Here is a 20,695-nt window from a genome sequence, read left to right as displayed (position 1 = left end):
GTCTTGTTGGCGAAACAGGCCTTAAATCTAGCTCCAACTCTCTTTCAGTGCCAAACCTTCCTCGGCGCCAATTTTCAGCACCAAGTCCTTCTCAACGCCACGTCTTCTTCTTTTTCCAGCGCCGCTCGCCCCGCGCGCCGGCTTCCTTGGCGCCGAGATAGAACTCCTGGATATCGGGCGAATTCATCAGCCGCTCGCAGGTATCGTTCATGACGACGCGGCCGATCTCCAGCACATAGCCGTAATGCGCCGTCTCCAGCGCGAGCTTGGCATTCTGCTCGACCAGCAGGATCGACATGCCCTGCTCCTCATTGACGCGGCGGATGATGGTGAAGATCTCCTTCACCAGGATCGGCGACAGCCCGAGCGACGGCTCATCGAGCAGCAGCAGGGTCGGCCGGTTCATCAGCGCCCGCCCGATCGCCAGCATTTGCTGCTCGCCGCCCGAAAGCTGCCCGGCGGGCTGGCCGAGCCGCTCCCTCAATCGTGGAAAATAGCCGTAGACGCGCTCGAGGTCCTGCGCCACACCGTCGCGGTCCTTGCGCAGATAGGCGCCCATCATCAGGTTTTCGCGCACCGACAGGAACGGAAACACCTCGCGCCCCTCCGGCACGTGGCTGAGACCGAGCCGCACGATCCGGTCGGCCTCCATGCGCTGGATCGGTTTGCCGAGGAATTCGATCGAGCCCTTCTGCGGGTCGAGGATGCCGGAGATCGTCTTCAGAACCGTGGTCTTGCCGGCGCCGTTGGCGCCGAGCAGCGTCACGATCCGGCCGCGCGGCACCTCGAGGCTGACGCCGCGGATCGCCATGATCGGCCCATAATAGCTCTCGATGTTGGAGAGCTTCAGGATGATGTCCGCTGTGCTCATGGCATCATCCTCATGCGCCGAGATACGCTGCGACGACGTCGGGATGGTGCTGCACCTCGGACGGCGAGCCCATCGCCAGCACGCGGCCGTAGTTCAACGCGATGACGCGGTCGGAGACCCGGTTGACCAGCGTCATGTCGTGCTCGACCATCAGCACCGTGATGCCGAGCTCGCTCTTCATGTCGCGGATCCAGAACGACATGTCGTCGGTCTCCTCGACATTGAGGCCTGACGACGGCTCGTCGAGCAGGATCAGCTTCGGCTCCGAGCACAGCGCCCGCGCCAGCTCGATCACCTTGCGCACGCCGTAAGGCAGTCCCGAGATCAGCTTGTCGCGGTAGGGCTCGAGATCAAGGAACTCGATCACCTGCTCGACGCGGCGGCGATGCGCCTTCTCGCCGGCGCGGACGCTCGGCAGGAACAACAGCTCCTGCCACAGCCGGGTGGTGGAATGGCGATGGCGACCGACCAGGAGATTGCTCAGCACGGTCGCGTTCTCGAACAGCTCGATGTTCTGGAAGGTGCGGGCGATGCCGAGTTTCGCGATATCGTAGGCCGGCTCCTGGGTGATGTCCTGATCCTCGAAGAAGATCTTGCCGGAGGTCGGCGGATAGATCCGCGAGATCAGGTTGAAGATCGAACTCTTGCCGGCACCGTTGGGCCCGATGATCGACAGGATCTCGCCCTTCTCGACCGCGAAGCTGACCGCATCGACCGCCTTGAGGCCCCCGAAATGCAGCGACAGGTTCTCGGCGCGGAAATAGCTCATCTGTTCCGCTCCGATTTCACATAGATCTTCTGCCGCTTGAAGGTCGCGCGCTTGTAGAGCGGGAACAGCTGGAAGAACAGCTTGATCTTGAGCCAGCGGCCGTAGAGTCCGAGCGGCTCAAACAGCACGAACAGCACGATGATGATGCCGTAGATCGCGCCTTTCAGTCCGTTGGCGGAGGCGAAGGCTGCGACGGCGTCCTGGATGTGGCCCGCGCGCTCGGTGCCGGCGCCGAGGGTCGCAGCAATGCCGCCGATCACGCCGGGCATATCGTCCTTCAGATAGGTCAGGAACGGATCGATCATGACCAGGAAGATCGCGCCCAGCACCGCGCCGTGCAGGCTGAACGTGCCGCCGATCAGGGTCACGATGATGAACTCGATCGAAAGCTGCAGCGTGAACATCTCGGGCGAGATGAAGGAGAGCTTGTGCGCGAACAGCACGCCGGCAAAGCCGGTGATCGCCGCCGAGATCGCGAACGACTTCACCTTGTAGAGCGCGACATTGATGCCCATGCTGCGCGCCGCGGTCTCGCTGTCGCGGATCGCGACGAAGGCGCGCCCGGTCGGCGAGCGCAGCAGATTGAGCGTGCCGACGATGGTCAGCACCAGCACCGCAAGACAGAGGTAATAGAAGGTCGGGCCGTCGCGCGACACGGTCGTGCCGAGCAGCTGCATGGTCTTGACCCGCATGCCCTCGTTGCCGTTGGTGACGCTTTCCCAGCGCGCCAGGATCTCCTCGACGATGAAGGCAAAGGAGATCGTCGCGATCACCAGATAGATGCCCTGCAGCCGCAACGCCGGAAATCCGACCAGCGCGCCGACCACGCCGGTCAACAGCCCCGCGGCGAGGAAGTAGACCGGGAACGGCACATTGAACTGCTGCAGATAGGCCGCGGTGTAGGCGCCGATCGCAAGAAACGCGGCATGGCCGAGCGAGGCCTGTCCGGTGAAGCCGGTCAGGATCAGGAGCCCGACGCCGACCGTCGCGTAGATGCAGACGAAGACCAGCTGGCTCATCAGATAGCTTGAGAGCACGTAGGGCGCGATCAGCAGCACCGCCAGCAACAGGCCGTAGGAGTAGATGTAGCCCGAATGTGGGAACAGCTTGATGTCGTCTTCATAGTCGGTCTTGAAGAGAAACCGCATGTGTCGCTCCTCAGACTTTCTTCCGGACATGAAGGCCAAACAGGCCCTCGGGCTTGAGCAGCAGCACCGCCAGCAGCACGATGTATGGCGCGACGTCCTTCCATCCCTGCGGCAAATAGAAGCCGGCCATGCTCTCGATCACGCCGATCAGGACGCCGCCGACCACAGCACCCGGGATCGAGCCGAAGCCGCCGAGCACCGCGGCCGGAAACGCCTTCAACCCCAGCACCAGGCCGACATTGGAATGAATGAAGGTGATCGGCGCCAGCAGCACGCCGGCGCAGGTCGCGACCGCGGCCGAGATCGCCCAGACGATCGAGACCACCCGCTTGACCGGAATGCCCATGTAATAGGCAGCCAGCATGTTCTCGGAGCTGGCGCGCATCGCGGTGCCGAGCGTGGTGCGGTTGAAGAACAGATAGAGCAGCGCGCATAGGATGATGGTCGCCGCGATCACCGACAGCTTGTCGTAGGCGAGCACCAGGCTGCCGATCCGAAGCACGCCCTGGCTGAACGGCGTCTCGATCTTGAAGTCGTCGGTGCCCCAGATCATGCCGGAGATTGAGCGCAGGAAATAGCCGAGCCCGATCGTCGCCATGATGATGGAGAACTGCGGATAACCGAGGATCGGCCGCACCACGAGCCGCTCGGCCAGCATGCCGAACAGCGCCATGCAGATTACCGCGCCGGCGAACCCGACCCAGTAATTCAACCCGAGCATGCCGATGAAGGTGAAGGCGAAAAAGCCTCCCAGCATCATCAAATCGCCTTGCGCGAAATTGACGACCTCGGTTGCCTTGTAGACCAGCACGAAGCCGAGCGCGATCAGGCCGTAAACGCAGCCGAGCGCGATGCCGCTGACGAGCTGCTGAACAAAGTCCAGCATCGTTTCCCTCCCCGATGCCCGGCGATTCTTATCCGATCGCTCGTTGCATCCCGCCTTCACGCCCTTGTGTCTGGAGCGCTGAAAGCCGCCTATGTCCGCCCCGATTGAGCCAAAACGCCCGATCCCTGTCAACAAACCGCTGTTGTCGCTGTATCATCACATTTGCGGAGATTTGCCGCAGCACGGACTAATACGGATATCACCTTTGATTTGCCCCGTGCGATTCACTGCACCGAAACGGTTTTTGTCCAAAGCTTGCGCAACCGACGAGCGAATTTCCGGATCGCCACCACGCCATGACACCTGAACTGTCCGCACTCGCCGTGCGAGGGTTAACCAAGCGTTTTGACCGCCCGGCGGTCGACGCGCTCGATCTCACGATCCGTGTCGGCGAATTCTATGCGCTGCTCGGGCCGAACGGCGCCGGCAAGACCACGACGCTGCGCATGGTGGCGGGGCTGTTGCGGCCCGATGCCGGCTCGGTGGCGATCCTCGGCATCGACGCGCTCGCCGATCCGGTCGCCGCCAAGCAGATCATGGCCTGGGTGTCCGACGAGCCGATGATCTACGACAAGCTGACTCCGCTGGAGTATCTCGAATTCGTCGCCGGCCTCTGGGGCATCGATCCGCGCACCTCGGAGAGCTCGGCGCGAGATCTCCTGATGTCCCTCGGGCTCGAGCCGCATCTCAACGAGCGCTGCGAAGGCTTCTCCAAGGGCATGCGCCAGAAGGTCGCGCTCGCCGGCGCGCTGGTGCACGATCCCCGCCTGATCATTCTCGACGAACCGCTGACTGGCCTCGACGCGCTGTCGGCGCGTCACGTCAAGGGGCTGCTGCAGGAGCGCGTCCGCGCCGGCTGCACCGTGATCATGACGACCCACATTCTCGAAGTCGCCGAGCGGATGGCCGACCGGATCGGCGTGATCGCGGCCGGCAGGCTGATCGCCGAGGGCACGCTGGCCGAGCTGCGCGAGCAGAACGGCCGCAACGACACCACCCTCGAGGATATGTTCATCGCGCTGGTCGATACCGAAGCGGCGGCCGCGTGAGCTCGGTCGCCCATCTCACCTGGTTCGCGCGCCACGAATTCCGCCTGGCGTGGCGCGAATGGCTGGCGATGATGACCGGCGGCCGGCGCCGGCGCAATCGCGCCGTGATCGGCCTCTTGAGCTTCGCGGCGATCCTGCATCTGCCGGCTTATGCCGTGGTCAGCCGCTATGCCGACCTGCGGTTTCCGCTCGACCCGTCGTCCCTGATCGTGCTGACCGCGACGATCTTCCTGGCCTGGGCGCTGATGCTCTCGCAGGCGATCGAGTCGGTGACGCGCGTATTCTACGCCCGCGCCGATCTCGATTTGATCATGTCGTCACCGGCAAAGCTCACCAACATCTTCTCGATCCGGATCGCCGCGATCGCGCTGACGGTGAGCAGCATGGCGCTGTTGCTGTCGACGCCGTTCATCGACGTGCTGGTCTATCTCGGCGGCCCGCGCTGGCTCGCCGGCTTCGGCGTCGTCCTTGCGATCGGGCTGTCGGCGGCCGCCACCGCGATCGCCGTCACCGCGTTCCTGTTCCGCCTGATCGGGCCGAGCCGAACACGGCTGGTGGCGCAGGTCGTCTCCGCCGTGATCGGTGCGGGCTTCGTCATCGCGCTGCAGGTCGTGGCCGTGCTGTCCTACGGCACGCTGTCGCGCTTTGCCTTTCTGACCTCGGAAACCGCGGCGCGAATTGCCCCCGCCCCCGACAGCCTGCTGTGGTGGCCGGCGCGGGCATCGCTCGGCGACCTCGAAATCATGATGCTGTTGCTCGCTGCGGCGTTGGTGATGCTCGGCGGCGTGATGGCGATATTCGCACCGCGGTTTGCCGATACGGTCGCCAGCGTCGCCGCCAATCCGGCTGCGGTGACGCGGGGACGCGCCCGCGCGTTCCGGGCGGGCTCGCGGCAGCAGGCGCTGCGGCGCAAGGAATTTTTGCTGCTGCGCCGCGATCCGTGGCTGCTGTCGCAGAGCCTGATGCAGATGCTCTATCTGCTGCCGCCGGCGCTGATGCTGTGGCGCAGCTTCTCCGGTACGTCGACCGCGATCGTGCTGATTACGCCCGTCATCGTCATGGCCGCAGGCCAGCTCGCGGGCGGCCTCGCCTGGCTGACCATCTCCGGCGAGGACGCGCCCGATCTGGTGGCGACCGCGCCGCTGCCGCCGTCACGCGTGACCCGTGCCAAGGTCGAGGTGGTCCTGATCGCAATCGCCGTGGTCTTCGCCCCGCTGGTGACCGCGCTGGCGTTTGCCTCGCCAGGGCAGGCCGCGGTCACGGCGATCGCAATCATCATTGCGACCACATCCGCCGCCGCCGTCCAGCTCTGGTTCCGCGCGCAGGCCAAGCGCAGCCAATTCCGCCGGCGTCAGACCTCCTCGCGCATCGCCACTTTCGCGGAAGCCTTCTCCTCGATCGGCTGGGCCGCAACCGCGGCGCTGGCCCTGACAATCCCGACGGCCGCGCTGGTCAGCAGCATTCTGACGCTGCTGACGCTTGCGATCGCCTGGAAGATCAGCCCGCGGCGCTAAAGCGCGATGAGATTAGGTTGAATCATCACCGCGCTTTGGTTCCTTGTTTGAGCATGATCTTTTCGGAAAACCGCTTCGCACTTTTCCGGATCATGCTTTAGCCTTCATCACCTCCAGCACCGCGGCGGCAAACACCTCCGGCGCTTCCTGCGGCAGATTGTGGCCGGCATGCGGAATCAGGCGATGGGCCAGGCGGCCAGTGTACTTTGCCGCGGTGCGACTGCCGTCGGTCGCGAACGTCACACCGTCGTCGGCGCCGTCGAGCGTGATGGCGGGAACCCTGATGACAGGCAACGCGTCCAGCCGCCGCTGCAAATCCGCATATTGGGGATCCCCATCGACAACGCCGTAACGGTGCCGATAACTGTGGATCACGACGTCGACATAGTCAGGATTGTCGAACGCGACCGCAGTCCGCTCGAAGCAGGCGTCGTCGAACGCCCAGCTCGGCGACCATTGCGACCACAGGATTTTGGCGATGCCGCGCCGGTGGGCGGCGAGCCCCGCCCGCCCTCGCTCAAGCTGGAAATAGTACTGGTACCACAGCGCCACCTCGCGATCCGGCGGCGCCGGCACCATCGCATGCGCGATGTCCTGGATCATGTAGCCGTTGGTGCAGACGAGGCCGATGCACCTTTCCGGCCACAGCGCCGCACCGATCGATGCGGCGCGGCCGCCCCAGTCATAACCGGCGAACACCGCGCGCTCGATGCCGAGCGCGTCCATCAGCGCCATCATGTCGGCGCCGACCGCCGCCTGCTCGCCCGACCGCGGCGTTGCCTTGTCGCGGAAGGCCGTCGGTCCGTAGCCGCGCAGATAGGGCACGATGACCCGACAACCCTGCGCCGCCAGCGCAGGCGCAACGTCCACATAGGAGTGGATGTCGTAGGGGAAGCCATGCATCAGCATCACGGCCGGCCCCTCGGCCGGACCAGCCTCGTAATACGCGATGTTGAGCACGCCTGCGTCGACATGGCGCAATGGTTCGAGCCGCCTGGTCGAAGGCGCGCGCGGCGCGGAGGCAGTGTCAGTCACGCATAACTCCCTGATCCTGGTTGTCTGCGCGGCATCCTAGCGCGTCTCGACGCAACAATCCGCTGGATCGCGTTGCAATCAGCGCCATGGAGCGATGCGCCGACCTCATCATGACGGCGCGCCGATTGCGCGATAATCTCACCTCGGCGGATATCGCCGAAGGCGGAAGAAGGCGGAACACATCATGCTGAGATTGCTCGCCGCGCTCGTCTTGCTGGGAACGTTCACCAGCCACGCCTTCGCGCAGGATGCCCAGCGCAGCGAATGCCTGGCGATGGCCAATGCGCCGCCGCGCGCCCTCCCGGTGAACTACCGGCGCGTCGCAGCCAAAGCCGACGAGGTCGCGATCACCTATGCCGGCCATTCGACCTACTATATCGACACGCCCGGCGGCATCCGGATCGCGACCGACTATAACGGCGTCTATCGGACCGGGCGGCTGCCCGACGTCGCGACCATGAACCGGGCCCACGCGACCCACTACACGCTGTTTCCCGACCCCAAGATTCCCCACGTGCTGCATGGCTGGGGCGAGAACGGCCAGGCCGCGCATTACGCTGAGCGGATTGGCGACGTCTATATCCGCAATGTCACCACCGACATCCGCCGCTACTGGGGCGAAGACTCCGGCGGCGAGATGATCAAGGACGGCAATTCGATCTTCATCTTCGAGGTCGCCGGCCTCTGCATCGGTCATCTCGGCCACCTCCACGTCAAGCTCGACGACAGCCATTTCGCCGCGATCGGCCGGCTCGACATCGTGATGGTGCCGATCGACGGCACCTATACGATGTCGCTCGACGGCATCTCCGAGATCACCAGGCGATTGCGCGCCGCCGTCGTGCTGCCGATGCACCGCTTCGCCACCCCGCTCGACGAGTTCATGCGCCTGATCGGCCAGCAGTTCGAGATCGATCGCCGCGGCGGCGAGCGCACCCTGCGGATCTCGCGCGACACCCTGCCGGCGACGCCGACGGTGATCATCCTCGACGGGGTGTGACGTCTCTTCAAGAAGAAGCAAAACCAAACGGGAGTGAAAATCGATGGTTGCCAGCACTCTGCCCGCCTCCGCCAGCGGGCTTTATGCCAATCCGCGCGAAGACTGGCTCGCCCAATACACCGAGGAGATCATCGATCCGGCCCGGCCGATCGTCGATCCGCATCACCATCTCTGGGATCGCGGGGGCTTGCGCTATCTGATCGAGGAGATGTCCGACGACATCGCGTCCGGCCACAACATCGTGGCGACCGTCTATGTCGATTGCCGATCGATGTATCGCGCCGACGGCCCGGAGGCGTTCCGTCCGGTTGGCGAGGTCGAGTTCGCCAACGGCGTCGCCGCGATGGCGGCGAGTGGCGGCTACGGCAAGGCGGCGATCTGCGCCGGCATCGTCAGCCACGTTAACCTTCTGATCGGCGATCAGGCCAAGGCGGTGCTGGAGGCGGAGATTGCCGCCGGCAACGGCCGGTTCCGCGGCATCCGCCACTCCTCGGCCTGGGACGAGGACCCCGACGTCGCCCACATGTACGCGAACCGGCCGAAGGGCATTCTGCTGGACTCCACCTTTCGTAGGGGGTTCGCCTGCCTGGCGCCACTCGGCCTCAGCTTCGATGCCTGGTTGTTCCACCCGCAAATCGGCGAGCTGACCGACCTCGCTCGCGCCTTTCCCGATACCAGGATCGTTCTCGACCATTGCGGCGGCCCGGTCGGCACCGGCCGCTTCGCCGGCAAGCGCGCGGAAACCTTTCCGGTCTGGAAGGCGTCGATCCTGGAGATCGCCAAATGCCCGAATGTGGTGGTCAAGCTCGGCGGGCTGGCGATGTGCCTGCTCGGCTACGACTTCCACCTCCGCCCCAGGCCGCCCTCGTCGGAGGAACTCGCCGCTGCCTGGCGGCCTTATGTCGAGACCTGCATCGAGGCGTTCGGTCCGGACCGTTGCATGTTCGAGAGCAACTTCCCACCTGATAAGGGGCAATGCAGTTACCAGGTCATCTTCAACACCTTTAAACGGCTTGCATCACAATATAGCGAAGCCGAAAAGACGGCGTTGTTCTTGAAGACGGCAAAGGATGTCTATCGGCTCGATATCGGGTAAGCTTCCGACTCATGGATGACGGCATCACCATCCGGCCGCTTCGAGAGGCTGATGCGGAAGCGGTGGTCGAACTTTACGCAAAGGCAGCCGCGGTGGAACCGCGGCTAGGCCCTGTCACGCTGCCGCAATGGGACCAGTTCCTGAAGCTGCCGCAGAACCGCGGCGGGCGGGACTTCCGTGTCGCCGAGCGCGATGGCGCGCTCTGCGGCCTAGCCGAGTCGTCGTTGCGCGACCAGGGCGCGCACCATTCCCGATTCCTCAAGATCGTCGTGGCGCCCGAGATGCGGCGCCACCGGATTGGCCTCGCGCTGTTCGACGAGGTGCTTGCGATCGACGCCGATCCCGGTCTCACCGTGCAGACGCTGGTGAGCAGCGACTGGCCTGCGGGTATGGCCTTCGTCGCTACCTTCGGCTTTGTTCATGTCGAGTCCGAGATCGGGATGAAGTGCGTCGAGCCGTTGCAGCCGGCGCGCACGCTCGCGGCTGCGCGCGCCACCATCGAGCAGGTCAGCGACGTCACCGCCTGCGCGGGCGAGGTCGCGCGCATCCACAATGCCGCCTATGCCTCGGACGCCGCCTTCCGCCTGTATTCGCCGGAGGAGATGGCGCAGGTCCTGACCGAGAGCGAAGTCTGGATTGCGTCGGAGGATGGCCAGATGTCGGGCTTCTGCCTGACCGAGTCCGAGCGGAACTCGATGTGGATCGAGTCGGTCGCCGTCGATCCGGTGCGGCAGGGACGCGGGCTCGGCCAGCTATTGGTCTATCGTGTGCTGGCTGCGCACGACGTCTCGATCGAGCACCCCTGCTGGCTCAACGTCTCGAGCCGCAACGCGCCCGCGCTGAAGATCTATCGCCGGCTCGGCTTCCGGCCCCAGCACGAGACCTGCCGCTTCAGCGCGCCGCGACGCGAGCTGATCGCCGCGCGCGAGCGGCGGTTTCAGTAGAGCCCTGCAGCACAAGTCCGACAACAGCAAATTTAGGCCCGTCACCCTGAGGAGCGCGTAGCGCGTCTCGAAGGGTCGACGGCCACCGGCGGGGCCGTGCATCTCTTGAGGCTCGCTCCGCTCGCACCTCCGGCGACAAAGGCGAAGCCTTTGCGCGGGGATGACGGGACTGAGTGGGCAGTCGCCCGTTACGCCCACTCACCCTTGCGGAACACCGGCACACTGCGGCCGTCGGCGTGGATGCCGTCGATGTCGGTGTGGGCGGAGCCGATCATCCAGTCGATATGGATCAGGCTCTTGTTGCCGCCCTGCTCGGCGATCTGCTGCGGCGTCAGCTTGTCGCCATTAACGAAGCATTTCGAGTAGCACTGGCCGAGCGCGATGTGGGAGGCGGCGTTCTCGTCGAACAGCGTATTGAAGAACAATAGCCCGCTCTTCGAAATCGGCGAGGAATGCGGCACCAGCGCGACCTCGCCGAGGCGGCGCGCGCCCTCGTCGGTGTCTAGCACCTTCTTCAGCACTTCCTCGCCGCGCGAGGCCTTGGCCTCGACGATGCGGCCTTCCTCGAACTTGACCGAAATATTGTCGATCAGCGTGCCCTGATAGGACAGCGGCTTGGAACTGACGACGTGGCCTGAGACGCGGCGGCAGTGCGGCGTGGTGAAGACTTCCTCGGTCGGGATGTTGGCATTGCAGACGATACCGTTCTTGGCGGTCGACGCTCCGCCTTCCCATTCATGACCGTCGGCAAGGCCGATCATGAGGTCCATGCCGGGTCCGGAATATTTCAGCGCGTGGAAGCGCTGGCCGTTCAGCCATTCGGTGCGCTCGCGGAGCTTCGCATTGTGCTGTGCCCAGGCCGCGACGGCGCCGTCCTGATCGACCCGGGAGGCGGCAAAGATTGCGTCCGCAAGCTTGGCCACCGCGACGTCCTCGGCATCGTCGGGGAACACCTGCTTGGCCCAGGACGTGCTCGGATAGGCGATGATGTTCCAGTTGGTGTCGAAATTGACGATCTTCTCCAGCGCCGGCTGGTAGGCAATCGAATTGGCCTTGCTGGCGCGCGCCACCTTGACCGGGTCTTCGCCCGACAGCAGCATCGGATTGTCGCCGACGATCGCAAGCCGCGCGGTGTTGGCGCCGAACGCCTTCGCCATGCCCTCATAGAGCCAGCTTGCGGCGCGATCAAAACTCGCATCGTTGCCGTAACGGTAGCGCGCCAGCGTGAGCTCCTCGTCCGAGAAGAACGGGGTCACGAGACCGGCACCGGCCTTGTAGGCATGCTCCACCACCCGCCGCACCAGCGGCATCGCCGCGGCAGGCGCGGTCAGCAAGAGATCCTGCCCCGGCTGCAGCTGCAGGCCGACCTTGATCGCGACTTCGGCGAGCCGATCGAGCTTGACGGGATCGATCGAGGCGGAAAGGTTGCGTTGATGTGCGGTCATGAAGCGCCGTGTCGTTTGAGGAACTCTCGGGATTCGTAGTCCAATTCGATCCGCATCCGCAAGGTTCCTGCCCGCTGCGCCCGATCACGCGACGGCGAGCAATTGCCTCGAATTTTACCGCTTCACCGAGCCCAGCACCCGGTCGACCATCTCGGGCGCGAGGCCGAGATAGTTTTTCGGCGCGGTGAGGCGGTCGATCGTCGCGCGATCGATCCGGCTGGCGACGCGATCATCCGCGGCCAGCGCCTCGGCCAGCGTCAGGCCCTTGTCGTTGGCGACGCGGCAGGCGTCATAGACCACGTCATGCGCCTCCTGCCGGCCGATCGAAGGCGCGAGGCCCATCATCACGGCTTCGGCCACGATCAGCCCGCGGCTGATGTCGAGATTGTCGGCCATCCGCTGCTCGTCGACGATCAGGCCGCCAAGCGCGAACCTCGCCTGGTGCAGCGCGCCCGCGGTCAGCACGAAGCTTTCCGGGATCGCCATCCATTCGGCGTGCCACGGACCGGTGGCGCGCTCGAAATCCTGCACCATCGCGTCCAGCATCAGGCCGGCATGCTGGCGCACCGCCTTGGCGGCGGCGAGCATCAGCTCCGACGAGATCGGGTTGCGCTTCTGCGGCATGGTCGAGGACGCGCCGCGCCCCTTCACGAACGGCTCGTAGACTTCCGCGAACTCGGTCGACGCCATGATCATGATGTCGAGCGCGATCTTGCCGAGCGTGCCCGTGACCAGCGCAAGGAAATTCACCGCTTCAGCCAGACCGTCGCGCGCGACATGCCAGGTGGAGACGGGCACGCCGAGCCCGAGCTCCTCGCATAGCGCCTGCTGGACCTCGAAACCCTTGTCGCCGAGCGAAGCCAGCGTGCCGGCGGCACCGGCGAACTGGCCGACCAGCACGCGCGGCTTCAGCTCCACCAGCCGCACGGCGTGGCGATCGAAGGCGGCGAGCCAGATCGCGGTCTTGTAGCCGAACGTCACCGGCAGCGCCTGCTGCAGATGGGTACGCCCGGCCATCGGCGTGTCGCGGTATGTTTTCGAGAGATCGGCGAGGATGCCGCGCAGCGCGGCGATGTCGTCCTCGATGATCTTGAGACCATCGCGCAGCTGCAGCACCACGGCGGTGTCCATGATGTCCTGCGTGGTCGCGCCCCAATGCACATAGCGGCCGGCCTCGCCGCACTGCTTCGCCATCTGATGCACCAGCGGCAGGATCGGGTAGCCGACCACGTCGGTCTCCTGCCGCAGCAGATCGAAATCGAGCGCGGCAACATCGGTCCGTTTTGCGATCTCCGCGGCCGCTTCCGCCGGGATCACACCGCAGCGCGCCTCGGCCCTTGCCAGCGCGACCTCGACCTCGGCGTAGCGCTCGATCAACCGCAGGTCGGAAAACACCTCGCGCATCTCGCGCGTGCCGAAGGCATCGCGAAACAACACGGAATCGAGCACGGTGGTCGAGGTCGGGAAGGCGGACATGGGCAGATCCTGTTGCCGGTCGCGGTCGGCAACGTCCCTATCACGGCAGAGGCTTGTGCCCTACCCCTCCGGCGGCGCCTCGCCGAACACCTCGGCTGCGATCTTGCTGGTCTCGATCGCGGCCGGAATGCCGCAATACATCGCGACCAGCAGCAGCACGTCCTGCACCTGCGCGGCGGTGCAGCCATTGGCCAGCGCGCCCTTGGCATGGACGCGGAACTCGGCGGGCTTGCTGCTCGCCGCGGTGATGCCGAGCATCACGAGGCTGCGGATCTGGTCGGACAGCCCGCTGCGCTCCCAGACGTCGCCATAGACATAGGCGTTGATGATGTCTTGCAGCGGCGTGCCGAAATCGCCGGCAGCGGCCATCCGCTTGGCGACATCGTCCTCGCCGAACATCTTCTGCCGCCGGCGCAGTCCGCGCGCATGGAGATCGCTGATGTCCACCATCGTCGTCGGGCTCCCTGAATGGGCTATTTATACGGATAAATATGACGCACCTCAACATTCCGGCAAGCCTGACGCTTGCCTTTCTGACTGATTTGTCCGTATAAATTTGCAAAAGCAGATACGGGAGGGGACCGGGATGAAGCTACGGCTGGGGCTGCTCGTCGTCCTGCTTGCGACGCTTCCGGTCCTGCCGGCTTTCGCGGCCGACGATTTCCCGCAACGGCCGCTCAAGATCATCGTGCCGTTCCCGGCCGGCGCCGGTCCCGACAATGTCGCGCGGCTGGTCGGCCAGCATCTGCAGGACGCCTTCGGCCAGACCGTGCTGATCGAGAACCGCGCCGGCGCGCTCGGCAGCATCGGCGCCCAGGAGGTCGCCCGCAGCGCGCCCGATGGCTACACGTTGTTGATGGGCACCAACACCACCCATGCCAGCAACGTCGCGACGCTGAAGAGCCTGCCCTACGACCCGGTGAAGGATTTCGCGCCGGTGATCCGCACCACCACCACGGCGATGGTGCTGCTGGTCAATCCAAAGCTCGCGGCCAGGGACCTGCCGCAGTTCCTCGCCTACGCCAAGGCCAACCCCAATCTGACCGCGGGCTACGGCTCCGGCGCCTCGCAGATCTCGATCGCCCAGCTGCATTCGCGCGGCGGCCTGTCGCTGATCGCGGCGTCCTATCGCGGCGTGCCGCAGGCGATGACCGACGTGATGGCGGGGGTGATCGATCTCACCTTCGGCGATTTCTCGGTCGCGATCCCGCAGATGCAGGGCGGCACCTTGCGCGGCATCGCCGTGACGTCGGCGACCCGCAACGAGCTGACGCCCGGCCTGCCCGCACTCGCCGAAGCGATGCCGGGCTTCGAGGCCACGATCTGGTACGGCCTGTTCGCGCCCGCCGGCACACCGGAACCGGTGGTCAGCAAGCTCTACGCCGAGTGTGCGAAATACCTCGCGATGTCGGAGACGAGGAAGAAGCTCGCCGATGTCGGCGTGATGGTGGCGCCGCTGGCGCCGGCCGAGTTCGGCGCCTTCGTCAGGAGCGAGGTTGTGCGTTGGTCGGCGGAGGTTAAGGCGGCCGGCATCCAGCCGCAATAAAGCGAGGCGGCGTCGCATCATGGCTCGCGAGACACCTGTTGGCATGATCGGCCTGGGGCTGATGGGTTCGGCGCTCTCCGCGCGGATGATCGACGCCGGCATCGGGGTGATCGGCTTCGACGTCGACGCTGCGAAGACGGATGGCTTGAGAGCGAGCGGTGCCGAGTTCGCGGCGTTTGCCGCCGACGTCGCGGCGCGCTGCCGGACCATCGTCATCGCGGTGTATGACGCGGCTCAGGTCGGGACGTTGCTGCCGGACCTTGCCAACGCGACGCCGCCGCCGCGCGTCATCTGCACCACCACCTGCGCGCCGGGCGAGATCATGGCAATCGCCGAATTCGCCTCCCGCTCGCGCCTCGCCTTCATCGAAGCGCCGATCTCGGGGACCAGCGCCGAGGTCCGTGCGGGCACGGCCACTGCGCTGGTCGCCGGCGATGCCGACGTCATCGACGCCGCCACGGCTACCCTCGACATTCTCTGCCCGCAGCGGATCAATGTCGGCGCGATCGGCAATGCCAGCCGCACCAAGCTCGCCATCAACCTGATCCTGCAGAACAACCGTGCCGCGCTGGCCGAGGGCATCGCCTTTGCCGAAAGCCTCGGCCTCGAGGGCGCGGCGTTCCTTGCGACCGCGCGGCGATCGGCGGCATATTCCAAGGTGATGGACAGCAAGGGGCCGAAGATGCTGGCGCGGGATTTCACGCCGCAATCGCATATCGCGCAGACCCTGAAGGATGCCGAACTGATCCTGCAGGAGGCCGGCCGGCACGGCCTGCCCTTGCCGCTGACCTCGGTGCAGGCCGGGTTGCTGCGCGCGGCGATCGCGCTGCAAGGGCCGGACAACGACAGCGCCGCGGTCATCGAAGCGATCCGGGCCGGCCGCGGCCATGGTGAGGGACAGTCATGATCAACTGTGCGATCGCGGGCCTCGGCCGGTGGGGCCGCGCACTGGTCGAGGCTGCGCAGAGCGAGCCGCGGCTCAGGATCGTCCGCGCGGTGGAACCCGACGCCAACGGCGCCGCCAGCTTTTGCGAGACGCACGGCCTCTCCGTCACGGCGAGCCTGGACGATGTCCTCGCCGACTTTCGCATCGATGCCGTGCTGCTGGCGACGCCGCATTCGCTGCACAAGGGCCAGGTGATCGCGGCAGCCGGCGCCGGCAAGCAGGTGTTTTGCGAGAAGCCGCTGGCGCTTCGGCGCGCCGATGCCGCAGAGATGTTCGCGGCGTGCCGCAGTGCCGGCGTGGTGCTCGCGGTCGGGCATAACCGCCGGTTCTGGCCGTCGATGCAGGCGCTGCGCACGATCACAGCCGGCGGCGAGCTCGGCACCATCCTGCATGTCGAGGGCCACAACAGCAACGAGAACTCGCAGAGCATCGCCCAGGGCTGGCGGCTGTCGCCCGAGGAATCGCCGGGCGGCGGCCTGACCGGCGCGGGGCTGCATGTGCTCGACGGCTTCGTCAGCCTCCTTGGTCCTGCCCGACAGGTTTATGCCCGGTTGAGTGCGCGCGAGGCCGGACCGCCGCCGCTCGACACTGCAACCTTGGCGATTGAATTTGTGAATGGCGTGAGCGCAACCCTTGCGACAATTCGCGCAACACCGTTCTATTGGCGCGTGCATGTGTTCGGAACGAAGGGATCCGCCGAGGTGCTCGACGAACAGACGATGGTGCTGCGGAGATCCGGCGAGGCGCCTGCGACGACGCGCTATCCGGCGATCGACACCCTGACCGCGGAACTTGCGGCCTTTGCAGACGCGGTCGAAGGCAAGCAGCCGTTCCCGGTGCCTGAAGCGGACGTGCTGGCGACGCTCGCTGCGTTCGAGGCCGCGCTGCAGTCGATGCAGTCTGGACATCCCGTTGCCTGCCATATGGCATGCCAGTGATCTGCCATGTCTGAACAACCGGACAGGGCGAGATCGTCCCGCTATCGCGACATCGCCACCGGGCTGCAGAAGGACATCCGGCTCGGCACCTACGCGGTCGGCAATCTGCTGCCGACCGAGACCGAACTGATGGCGAGCTACCAGGCCAGCCGGCAGACCGTGCGCGAGGCGCTGCGCATCCTGATCGACCAGGGCCTGATCGTGCGCCGCGCCGGCCTCGGCTCGGTGGTGATCGCATCCGAGCCGCCGGTGCTGTTCACCCACAGCGTCAAGTCGCTCGGCGAGTGGCTGCGCTATTCCAACGAGACCTACCGCGAGGTCGTGGCCAGCAGCGACATCGTGGCCGACCGCAAGCTGGCCGGGCTTTTGAAATGCGAGCCGGGCAAGAGCTGGTTCCTGATCGAGGCGGTGCGCCGCTCGGACCAGTTCGCCGCACCGCTCGGCTGGGCCGAGATCTATGTGCTGCGCCGGTTCGCCGATGTCGTGGTCCGGCCCGACCATGGCCGCACCCCGGTGCATGAGCAGATCGCCAGGATGTACGGCCAGGTCACCGAGCGCGCGCAGATGGAAATCTTCGTGCGGGGCATGCCGGCGCCGATCGCCAGGGCGCTCGGCGTCAAGACCGGCTCGCCGGCGCTCACCGTGGTACGCCGCTACTACGGCCAGCGCGAGGAACTGTTCGAGGTCACCATCACCACGCACCCCGAGGGGCGCTACACCTACACGATGGATATGCAGCGCTCGCTGCGGCCGAAGCTCTAGCGCACCCGGGCCAGATGCGTGCTGGCAGAGGTATGTGCCGTCTGCGGGGTGCCGCTCACGCCCCAGATCGCGACCGCGATCAGCGCGGCCGCCCAGACATAAGGCACGGCATTCAACTTCTTCATTTCCGGGATCATCCCCAACGTCTCTACAGGACCGACTGATCTCTCGACCCAGGTCGTGAATCTCACCACCGCAGTCCTCAGCGTCTCACCATGCAGCCGTCCTTCACAACGCTACTAAGGTTAGACCTTGTCGGTTTCAGGACGCCTTCGTGCGAATCCGGAAATGATTTCGTCGGAACCAGGCTCTCTCATCCGAATTGATGAGACCGTGGGCCGAAGCGGTTCGGCTCCATTCGAGACAACACTTAAGAGAATTTTCTGCCCAAATTTGAGTCAGACGCACAACAAACCTTCCAAAGATACGCCCACTGAATTCTTTTTGATTGTCGCCCCGACTCCCGCCGTGCCATCAGGGCCTGTGACACTGTGATGACAAGGGTTTCTCTCGTGACTGCCGAACCGGCCAAACCGCAAGGCGACTCCCGTCGCCGCTCCAAGGAAACCCAGGACGAGGTCGCGCGGTCGCTGGAACGGGAATTGAAGCTGCTGACGGAAGAGCGCCAGGAGCGCGCGCTCCGGTTCGGCCTCGACATTGCCGGCAAGACGCCGAAGGTGGACCAGTAAGGTCGCCGCCGCGCTGAGCGGCTCGGGCGCACAGTTTCCTTTGGCGCGCCGAAGCTTTAGCGGAGGCGGCAAGCCGGGCGATGACCGTGCGGATGCTACATACACGATCGTCGTCCTGGCGAAAAGCCAGGACTCATATCCACTGCGCTTGATCATGAACGGGATCATGGCTCCAGCATCGCGCAACAACTCTCATTTGGGGTAATGGGTCCTGGATTTCGCCCAGACGACACTGAGTTTTTGACGCCGCTGTGAGTCACATATCCGCATTCTCGGCTGCAAGCACGAGCCCTGCAAGCATCGGCAGCGCCAAACGTTGAACTTGCATCGGCGTCTCATTGCGACACGGCGGGGAGCCGCACCATTCGCGATCCCTCACATGCTTGTCTATCGTCGCCGCGACCGCGCCAATCGGGACGGCGGCAAGCCGTCTAGCGCTGCCGCTGCGCGAGATAGAATCCCGCCAACACGGCGGCCAACCCGGCCGCCTGCAGCGTGGTCGGTGGCTCGCCGATCAGGAGCCATCCCAACAGCAGCGTCAACACCGGCACGGTCGCAGGAAATACGGCTGCGCGGGCAACGCCGAGGCGCTGGATCGACACCGCGAACAAATACATTGCCGCGGGCCCGGCCAGGATGCCCTGGGCGATGGCCTGCAGCGCGTTTTCATGCAGGCCGATGGCCGCATCGCGAGCGAGCCCACCCGAGACGGCATACAGTGGAAACAGCGAGAGCGACAACACGCTGATGACGCTGGCCACGGAGAACGCCGAGACACGCCAATAGCGCACCAGCGTGGCGAAGCCAGCGAACATCAATCCGGTCGCAACGAAGATCAGATCGCCCATCACGGCGCTCGGCCCCATATGGCCGATCGACTCGCTGCCGATCACGGCAAGGCCGACGACAATGACGACAGCGCCGGCTGCCCGCGAGAGCGAGACCGATTCCTTCAGCAGGACGACCGCGAGAAACAATCCGCCCAGCGTCGCGCAGGACGGCTGGATCACGCTGCCATGCCCCAGCGGCACGAACATGAAGCCGGCATAGCTGATCAGCGACATCACCGGCCCGCCCAGCAGCATCAGCGCCATGCCGCGCCCCCAGCCGATGCCGCAGAGATCGCGGAGGCCGGCGCGCACAACGAGCGGCAGGAAGGCGATGCCCGACCACAGGAAGCGATGCATCAGCAGGTCGACGGGCGTGAAGCCGACCTTGAGGCCGTGCCGGGTCGCCACGAAGCCGAGCGCCCAGCACAGCGCCGCGCCGAGGCCGCAGGCGACCCCGAGCAGGATGGCTTTCGTATCCGGAAGGGCTGCAGCCTTGGCGTTGGCCGGACGTTCGTTCATCGCGAACGACTACGTGAGCTGCCGAGACGGATCAACCCACTGGTATGCACGGCTGGTCGGCGCAAGCTTGCCGGAGTCTGCCTGGGTCAGACGGCATCATCATTCCGCGCCGCCGCAGTGTCCGTTTTGGGCCAGCAGCGGACGCTCGGATTTGGAGCATCAATCTCAAGCCGCAGGCGAGCCGCTGCGTTGAGGAAGCAGCCGAGGTGCGCCGTCAGGAAGTAGCCCGCAAGCCTGGAGCACGCCGTAGACGAGCGCTGCTAGAATGATGAAACCGACGATGCGATTGAGTTTGAACACCGAATCTCGAAGCTCTTCGTTGCCCAACGCCATATTGCCTGAGATGCATCACTCACAGCAAGAGCACTGAGGCCGCGAAGATCAACACGGCCATACATGCCGCGATGATCAAATGCTTGTGCGACTGGTCCACTAACGTAAACAAAGGCCCTTCGGAAGATCAGGCGGCGCTGTAGCCGCCGTCGACCACGTGCGATGCGCCTGTCATGAACGACGCCTTGTCCGAGCACATCCAGACCACGGCTTCCGCGATCTCCTCGGGTACGCCGAGGCGACGGACAGGCACCTTGGCGATGATCTCGTCGTAACGTTCGTCCATCGTCTCCCTGGTCATCGGCGTCTTGATGTATCCGGGATTGACGCAATTCACGCGGATGCCGTCCTGGGCATATTCGATCGCAGCGGACTTGGTCAGCCCGACGACACCGTGCTTGGTCGCAACATAATGGCCCGACGTGGCAAGACCGACCAGGCCTGCGATCGAGGCCGTGTTGACGATGGCGCCGCCACCGCCCTGTTTGAGCATTTGCGCGATCTCGTATTTCAGGCACAGGAACACGCCCATCAGATTCACCGAAAACATCCTGGCCACCGAGGCTTGCGTGAGTTCATGAATGCGCTGGCCGGGCGGGCCGACGGAGCGCCCGGCAACGCCGGCATTGTTGAACGCACAATCGATGCGCCCGAACGCCGACACCGTGCGGGCCACCATGTTCGCGACATCGGCCTCGTCGGTGACGTCGCCCTGGATCGCGATCGACTGGCCGCCGGCGGCATTGATCAAGGCGACCGTCTCATCGATGCCCTCCTTCGAGAGGTCGGACACCGCCACGCGCGGACCCTCGCGCGCCATGGCGATCGCCGTCGCCCGGCCGATGCCGGAGCCGCCGCCCGTCACCAATGCAGCCTTGCCGTCCAGAATGCCTGCCATG

General features: G+C 65.2%; 21 protein-coding genes. 10 read left to right on the top strand and 11 right to left on the bottom strand.

What is annotated here, in order from left to right; genetic code table 11:
- Positions 1–91: 91 nt before the first annotated feature.
- Genes E2I15_RS36030 through E2I15_RS36015 form a run of 4 tightly spaced genes read right to left on the bottom strand, consistent with a single transcriptional unit; the run spans position 92 to position 3,674 of the window.
- Positions 92–871, bottom strand: coding sequence for an ABC transporter ATP-binding protein (locus E2I15_RS36030; RefSeq protein WP_137481005.1), 780 nt, complete (start codon positions 869–871; stop codon positions 92–94).
- A 10-nt stretch (positions 872–881) separates the two neighbouring features.
- Positions 882–1,640 (bottom strand): ABC transporter ATP-binding protein, encoded by a 759-nt coding sequence (locus E2I15_RS36025; protein WP_028336610.1) that lies wholly within the window; start codon positions 1,638–1,640, stop codon positions 882–884.
- A complete protein-coding gene (locus E2I15_RS36020; RefSeq protein WP_137481004.1) occupies positions 1,637–2,788 on the bottom strand; it encodes a branched-chain amino acid ABC transporter permease in 1,152 nt (383 codons plus the stop codon). The genes E2I15_RS36025 and E2I15_RS36020 overlap by 4 nt, the downstream gene beginning before the upstream one ends.
- A gap of 10 nt (positions 2,789–2,798) precedes the next feature.
- Positions 2,799–3,674, bottom strand: coding sequence for a branched-chain amino acid ABC transporter permease (locus E2I15_RS36015; RefSeq protein ID WP_018269126.1), 876 nt, complete (start codon positions 3,672–3,674; stop codon positions 2,799–2,801).
- A 296-nt stretch (positions 3,675–3,970) separates the two neighbouring features.
- Here E2I15_RS36015 and E2I15_RS36010 point away from each other — a divergent pair, with 296 nt between their 5' ends.
- Entirely contained in the window at positions 3,971–4,723 is a 753-nt protein-coding gene (locus E2I15_RS36010) for an ABC transporter ATP-binding protein (RefSeq protein ID WP_137481003.1), read from the top strand.
- Positions 4,720–6,237: a permease gene (locus E2I15_RS36005; RefSeq protein ID WP_137481002.1), complete on the top strand. Its 1,518-nt coding sequence runs from the start codon at positions 4,720–4,722 to the stop codon at positions 6,235–6,237. The genes E2I15_RS36010 and E2I15_RS36005 overlap by 4 nt, the downstream gene beginning before the upstream one ends.
- A gap of 90 nt (positions 6,238–6,327) precedes the next feature.
- On the opposite strand, the gene E2I15_RS36000 is transcribed toward E2I15_RS36005, so the two are convergent.
- Complete coding sequence (locus E2I15_RS36000) at positions 6,328–7,272, bottom strand: alpha/beta fold hydrolase (RefSeq protein WP_246668216.1); 945 nt, start codon at positions 7,270–7,272, stop codon at positions 6,328–6,330.
- A gap of 184 nt (positions 7,273–7,456) precedes the next feature.
- Here E2I15_RS36000 and E2I15_RS35995 point away from each other — a divergent pair, with 184 nt between their 5' ends.
- From E2I15_RS35995 to E2I15_RS35985, 3 genes are read left to right on the top strand one after another with little or no spacing between them, the layout of a single operon-like run.
- Positions 7,457–8,272 (top strand): MBL fold metallo-hydrolase, encoded by an 816-nt coding sequence (locus E2I15_RS35995; protein ID WP_137481001.1) that lies wholly within the window; start codon positions 7,457–7,459, stop codon positions 8,270–8,272.
- A gap of 43 nt (positions 8,273–8,315) precedes the next feature.
- Entirely contained in the window at positions 8,316–9,368 is a 1,053-nt protein-coding gene (locus E2I15_RS35990) for an amidohydrolase family protein (RefSeq protein WP_137481000.1), read from the top strand.
- Between the two features lie 11 nt (positions 9,369–9,379).
- Entirely contained in the window at positions 9,380–10,312 is a 933-nt protein-coding gene (locus E2I15_RS35985) for a GNAT family N-acetyltransferase (RefSeq protein WP_137480999.1), read from the top strand.
- A 188-nt stretch (positions 10,313–10,500) separates the two neighbouring features.
- Here the strand turns inward: E2I15_RS35985 and E2I15_RS35980 are convergent, their stop codons facing one another.
- The 3 genes from E2I15_RS35980 to E2I15_RS35970 form a co-directional block, all read right to left on the bottom strand.
- Entirely contained in the window at positions 10,501–11,757 is a 1,257-nt protein-coding gene (locus E2I15_RS35980; protein ID WP_137480998.1) for an aminopeptidase, read from the bottom strand.
- Between the two features lie 114 nt (positions 11,758–11,871).
- A complete protein-coding gene (locus E2I15_RS35975) occupies positions 11,872–13,233 on the bottom strand; it encodes a class-II fumarase/aspartase family protein (RefSeq protein WP_137480997.1) in 1,362 nt (453 codons plus the stop codon).
- 60 nt (positions 13,234–13,293) lie between these two features.
- The gene (locus tag E2I15_RS35970) at positions 13,294–13,683 is read right to left on the bottom strand and encodes a carboxymuconolactone decarboxylase family protein (RefSeq protein WP_137480996.1); all 390 of its coding nucleotides are present in this window, start codon (positions 13,681–13,683) and stop codon (positions 13,294–13,296) included.
- 136 nt (positions 13,684–13,819) lie between these two features.
- Here E2I15_RS35970 and E2I15_RS35965 point away from each other — a divergent pair, with 136 nt between their 5' ends.
- The 4 genes from E2I15_RS35965 to E2I15_RS35950 are packed head-to-tail and all read left to right on the top strand — an operon-like array spanning position 13,820 to position 17,425.
- Positions 13,820–14,779 (top strand): Bug family tripartite tricarboxylate transporter substrate binding protein, encoded by a 960-nt coding sequence (locus E2I15_RS35965; RefSeq protein ID WP_137480995.1) that lies wholly within the window; start codon positions 13,820–13,822, stop codon positions 14,777–14,779.
- A gap of 19 nt (positions 14,780–14,798) precedes the next feature.
- Positions 14,799–15,686: an NAD(P)-dependent oxidoreductase gene (locus E2I15_RS35960; protein ID WP_137480994.1), complete on the top strand. Its 888-nt coding sequence runs from the start codon at positions 14,799–14,801 to the stop codon at positions 15,684–15,686.
- Positions 15,683–16,663, top strand: coding sequence for a Gfo/Idh/MocA family protein (locus E2I15_RS35955; protein ID WP_137480993.1), 981 nt, complete (start codon positions 15,683–15,685; stop codon positions 16,661–16,663). The genes E2I15_RS35960 and E2I15_RS35955 overlap by 4 nt, the downstream gene beginning before the upstream one ends.
- Positions 16,664–16,669: 6 nt before the next feature.
- Positions 16,670–17,425: a GntR family transcriptional regulator gene (locus E2I15_RS35950; RefSeq protein WP_137480992.1), complete on the top strand. Its 756-nt coding sequence runs from the start codon at positions 16,670–16,672 to the stop codon at positions 17,423–17,425.
- Here E2I15_RS35950 and E2I15_RS39615 read toward each other — a convergent pair.
- Positions 17,422–17,550, bottom strand: a complete 129-nt coding sequence (locus E2I15_RS39615; RefSeq protein ID WP_016847287.1) for a hypothetical protein — start codon at positions 17,548–17,550, stop codon at positions 17,422–17,424. The two genes, E2I15_RS35950 and E2I15_RS39615, sit on opposite strands and share 4 nt — an antisense overlap.
- A 387-nt stretch (positions 17,551–17,937) precedes the next feature.
- Between E2I15_RS39615 and E2I15_RS35945 the strand changes: the two genes are divergently transcribed.
- Positions 17,938–18,114 carry a hypothetical protein gene (locus E2I15_RS35945; protein WP_162832420.1) on the top strand — a complete coding sequence of 59 codons (177 nt, stop codon included), beginning with the start codon at positions 17,938–17,940 and terminating at the stop codon, positions 18,112–18,114.
- 431 nt (positions 18,115–18,545) lie between these two features.
- Here the strand turns inward: E2I15_RS35945 and E2I15_RS35940 are convergent, their stop codons facing one another.
- Together E2I15_RS35940 and E2I15_RS35935 are read right to left on the bottom strand one after the other, a co-directional pair.
- Positions 18,546–19,463 carry a DMT family transporter gene (locus E2I15_RS35940; protein WP_016840630.1) on the bottom strand — a complete coding sequence of 306 codons (918 nt, stop codon included), beginning with the start codon at positions 19,461–19,463 and terminating at the stop codon, positions 18,546–18,548.
- A gap of 460 nt (positions 19,464–19,923) precedes the next feature.
- Entirely contained in the window at positions 19,924–20,694 is a 771-nt protein-coding gene (locus E2I15_RS35935) for an SDR family NAD(P)-dependent oxidoreductase (RefSeq protein WP_137480990.1), read from the bottom strand.
- Between the last annotated feature and the right edge of the window lies 1 nt (position 20,695).

The organism is Bradyrhizobium sp. BR2003, from assembly GCF_009720285.1.
Taxonomy (GTDB): domain Bacteria; phylum Pseudomonadota; class Alphaproteobacteria; order Rhizobiales; family Xanthobacteraceae; genus Bradyrhizobium; species Bradyrhizobium elkanii.
Note: the sequence above shows the minus strand (reverse complement) of the source record. Positions and strands in the feature narration are given on the sequence as shown.

Excerpts from the sequence above, each read along its gene's own strand:
- E2I15_RS36030 (WP_137481005.1), bottom strand. The coding sequence starts at position 871 with ATGAGCACAGCGGACATCATCCTGAAGCTCTCCAACATCGAGAGCTAT.
- E2I15_RS36025 (WP_028336610.1), bottom strand. The coding sequence starts at position 1,640 with ATGAGCTATTTCCGCGCCGAGAACCTGTCGCTGCATTTCGGGGGCCTC.
- E2I15_RS36020 (WP_137481004.1), bottom strand. The coding sequence starts at position 2,788 with ATGCGGTTTCTCTTCAAGACCGACTATGAAGACGACATCAAGCTGTTC.
- E2I15_RS36015 (WP_018269126.1), bottom strand. The coding sequence starts at position 3,674 with ATGCTGGACTTTGTTCAGCAGCTCGTCAGCGGCATCGCGCTCGGCTGC.
- E2I15_RS36010 (WP_137481003.1), top strand. The coding sequence starts at position 3,971 with ATGACACCTGAACTGTCCGCACTCGCCGTGCGAGGGTTAACCAAGCGT.
- E2I15_RS35995 (WP_137481001.1), top strand. The coding sequence starts at position 7,457 with ATGCTGAGATTGCTCGCCGCGCTCGTCTTGCTGGGAACGTTCACCAGC.
- E2I15_RS35990 (WP_137481000.1), top strand. The coding sequence starts at position 8,316 with ATGGTTGCCAGCACTCTGCCCGCCTCCGCCAGCGGGCTTTATGCCAAT.
- E2I15_RS35985 (WP_137480999.1), top strand. The coding sequence starts at position 9,380 with ATGGATGACGGCATCACCATCCGGCCGCTTCGAGAGGCTGATGCGGAA.
- E2I15_RS35980 (WP_137480998.1), bottom strand. The coding sequence starts at position 11,757 with ATGACCGCACATCAACGCAACCTTTCCGCCTCGATCGATCCCGTCAAG.
- E2I15_RS35975 (WP_137480997.1), bottom strand. The coding sequence starts at position 13,233 with ATGTCCGCCTTCCCGACCTCGACCACCGTGCTCGATTCCGTGTTGTTT.
- E2I15_RS35970 (WP_137480996.1), bottom strand. The coding sequence starts at position 13,683 with ATGGTGGACATCAGCGATCTCCATGCGCGCGGACTGCGCCGGCGGCAG.
- E2I15_RS35965 (WP_137480995.1), top strand. The coding sequence starts at position 13,820 with ATGAAGCTACGGCTGGGGCTGCTCGTCGTCCTGCTTGCGACGCTTCCG.
- E2I15_RS35960 (WP_137480994.1), top strand. The coding sequence starts at position 14,799 with ATGGCTCGCGAGACACCTGTTGGCATGATCGGCCTGGGGCTGATGGGT.
- E2I15_RS35955 (WP_137480993.1), top strand. The coding sequence starts at position 15,683 with ATGATCAACTGTGCGATCGCGGGCCTCGGCCGGTGGGGCCGCGCACTG.
- E2I15_RS35950 (WP_137480992.1), top strand. The coding sequence starts at position 16,670 with ATGTCTGAACAACCGGACAGGGCGAGATCGTCCCGCTATCGCGACATC.
- E2I15_RS39615 (WP_016847287.1), bottom strand. The coding sequence starts at position 17,550 with ATGAAGAAGTTGAATGCCGTGCCTTATGTCTGGGCGGCCGCGCTGATC.
- E2I15_RS35940 (WP_016840630.1), bottom strand. The coding sequence starts at position 19,463 with ATGAACGAACGTCCGGCCAACGCCAAGGCTGCAGCCCTTCCGGATACG.
- E2I15_RS35935 (WP_137480990.1), bottom strand. The coding sequence starts at position 20,694 with ATGGCAGGCATTCTGGACGGCAAGGCTGCATTGGTGACGGGCGGCGGC.